Source organism: Arcobacter sp. LA11 (assembly GCF_001895145.1).
Lineage (GTDB): Bacteria > Campylobacterota > Campylobacteria > Campylobacterales > Arcobacteraceae > Halarcobacter.
Window position 1 is genome coordinate 1 of record NZ_BDIR01000032.1, and the last position, 3,750, is coordinate 3,750.

A 3,750-nucleotide genomic window follows, 5' to 3' on the forward strand; every position below is an offset into this window, starting at 1 on the left:
CTGCTCCATCTGATGGATTATTACCATATCCAGAATTCCCATTTAGTCCTGCTACTGTATCATCATCACTGATGATTCTCATTGTATTTGTTTCATATGATGCTACAGTTGGCACATCATCATAGAATCCAATACTTAAACCATAAGGAGTTGAAGTTACAGTATCTCCATCATTATCCTCAGCTTGAACTTGGAAACTTAACCATTGTCTTTCACCTCTAGAATTTGTAACTTGTCCAGTTTCAACATGATCAATTGCTTTAGACATTGTAACAGTATAAGAAGGAGTTGCTGTATTATCATTTACTACTGTAAATACTGTCTCACCATCTGCAATAGCAGTTAATGTCTTCCCATCTGGACTAACTGAATAGCTCACACTTTCTCCACCTGATTTTAACCATGAAGGAGCTACATTTGCATTTGTAAAAATTACCATGCCTGGAGTATCATCACCAAATTCAACTTTATATGTTTTAGATGCTGTTTCAGAATCATTAGTAGCATCCTCAATTCCAACTTCATAAACTTTAGCACTATCAGTACTATCATTTACAATTGTTCCATTCCAGTTTACAAAATCAGGAACAGAATCCACTTCAACAGTCGAAGTTGCAATATCCTCGCTTGTCGAACCTTTATAACCACCATAAGAAGACGTAGTATCAATACCAGTAGATCCATTTGTTAAATTATAACCTGTTTGATCCCAAGCTTTAAATGAAATATCTGCACTTCCATAATAATTTTCATTTGGTACAAATCTTACTGATGCTGTATCATAAAGCATAGTTGCATTTGTAGCACTTACAGTAGGATCAATATTTGACCAAACTGAACCATCTAAAGAATATTGCCATACTCCATTAGTATTATCAATTCCTGTAATTGCTATACCTTCAACAGAACTTTCATCAAAGTCAATAATTGCTCCTGCTATTAAAGAAGAAACTACATTACCACTATTTATTGTATCATCCTCATTAATTGTAGTAAAATCAGAAACTTTAACATCATCAATTTTTGGTCTATCATTAGTTCCTAAAATTTTAATTGTTGCAGTTGCAGAATTACTTTCTTGTCCATTATTATCAATTACGGTAAATGTAAATGTATCATTTAATGTATCTCCAGCATCTAATTTATCAAAAGCTGTTTCCCCATTTACTTTATTAACATTTAAATTGTATTCAACTTTTCCATTTGCATTTACTCTAACATAAACACCACCATCCGTTTGTAACCATGATGTTGAATTTATACCATCAAATGTTACTGAACCATGAGTACTTGAAAGTGTTCCTATTGTTAATGTATCATTTAAATCAATATCGTAAGCTGCTAAAGAATTTGCATCTGATGTTCCAAAGTCTGTTGCGGGATCTATAATTACTTGTTGTCCTGAGTTTTCCCATACAAAATCATTTGATGCAGGACCCTCATGTGTAAAGGATGTCGCAACTGGAGTATCATTTGTTCCTGTTACTACTAATGTTACTTGTTGAACTGTACTTTCTGATGTTTCTCCATCTATTCCAGTATTTCCATCACTTACTACATAATCAAATGTAATAGTTGCTGTCTCCCCAGCAGCTAGAGAATTAAAGTTTCCTGTAAAGTTATATCCTGTTGAAAATATACCATTTCCATTTATTATAGGATCAAATGTTATACCTAAACCAGTAATATCAGCAATTGTTAAATCATTACCACCATTTAAATTTCCAAGTGAAACTCCTACCCAGACTGGATTAGAATCAGTTCCTATATTAATACCATTTGTTGCATCTATACCACTTACACTATTTAATTGTATTGTATGAGTATCATTTGAATCTTCATCTGTACCTTGAATAGTTTCACTATATGTTACTACTCCTGATGTATCAGATGGAATATCTTCACTTATCAATGCTCTTGCGTCTATATCTATTTGAGATGCTGATGTTATTACTGGTTGATCATTTGTTCCTTCAATCTCTACAGTCACTTGTTTTGGAGCTGATAAATTTGTCTCTCCACTTGGATCATTTGTTCCATCATTTGCTATTACATTAAATGTTACTGTTGCTTTCTCACCTTCTCCTAAATTATTAAATTTTACGTTGAAAACAAGGAAGTCTCCAATATTTGCACTAGCGGGTATACCTGGATGTAAATTAAGTAAAGACTGTGTTACTTGATGAATAACTGTAGTTCCACCTAATGTAGGGTCATAAATACCATTTGATGTACTTTGATCAAATATTGTTGTTGCATCATAAGTATAACTTGCTCCACTACCTGTTAGTGGATTAGGAAGTTCTAAAGTATGTGTATCAGTTAAATCATCATCTGCTATTGTTGATTTTGACAACACCATTGAATGACTTAAAATTGTATACATTTCTTCATTACCATACCAATCAACTAAATCAGCTTTTTCTTTTATTCCATCAATTTTTTCAATTGATTCAATTGAAGGTTGATCATTAGTACCCGTAACAATAATAGTAACCGTAGCAGTATTACTTACTGCATTTGTTGGATTTGAATCATCTATTACATCATATGTAAATGTTACTTCTTGTGTTTCACCAACTGCTAAATAATCAAAGTCTGTTCCTGGTTTAAATACTAACTCTCCTGCTACTTCTTCAATTGTTCCACCTGTTACTGGATTACCATTATCTAGTACTCCTGTTAATGTTGCTGTTGTATCAAAATTATTAATTGAAACCGTATCATTTTCATCTAAATCATAATCATTTGCTAATACATTTATTGTTAAATTATTGTTTTCTAATGTTGCTAATGAAGTTACTACAGGTACCATAACTGTTGCTTCAGTTGCTACTGAAATAACTACAAAGTCATCGTTATTACCTTCTGCCCAAATTTTTACTGATGTAATATCTGTTCCATTTATAATAAAAGATGAACTATCTCCACTTCCATAAATTGTACCTACACTTGTTTCTGCACTCCACTTATAATCATCATTTGACTGCATATCTCCAAGTGTTACCGTTACACTATTTGCAGGATTATCAAATGTAAATGTTATAGAGTCATCTCCTCTATAACCATCTATTTGATTTGAGTCACCAAAGAATCTATCATTATGAACTCCCCAACCACCATTATGCTCTACAAGGTTTGCATTATAAGATGTATTATCTACTGAAATAGTTACGCCATCTTCATTTCCAGGAGTAAATGTAGAATTTATAATTTGCTGTTCGAAAGTTGTAACTGTACTATCATCTACTGCAACAGGAGTATCATTTGTTCCTGTTATTGTAATATTTACTGTTTGTGTTGTACTTGTATCATTTACTGCACCTGAATCATCTTTTACTACTATATCATAGCTTAATGTAATTGTCTCTCCATTTGCTAAGAAATCTAGGTCTTGTGAAGTTGTAAAATCCCATGTCCCATTTCCTGTGGGAGCTGTACCATCTAATATACTTACACTAAATCCATCTATTAATGCATTTATATCTACTAAGTCTGCTATATCTGAATCTGCATCATCCCCTGACCAAGAAATATCTCCATTATATGTTGACTCTAATGTTAATATATCATTTACATCTAAATCACTAATTGCTATTGCACCACTTGTACTTAATGTTGCAGTTCCATCTCCTTCAATTAAAGTATTTACTGCTTGTGCATCTATACTATCAATTTGTGGTTGGTCATTTGTTCCTATTACTGTAAATGTTACTGTTGCCCAATCACTTATTGATGCCTCATTATTGG

General features: G+C 32.6%; 1 protein-coding gene. It reads right to left on the bottom strand.

The window, feature by feature from the left end; all coding sequences use genetic code 11:
• The coding region (locus tag BT997_RS15270; protein WP_143145224.1) for a VCBS domain-containing protein at window positions 1-3,750 on the bottom strand (3,750 nt) is incomplete at both ends.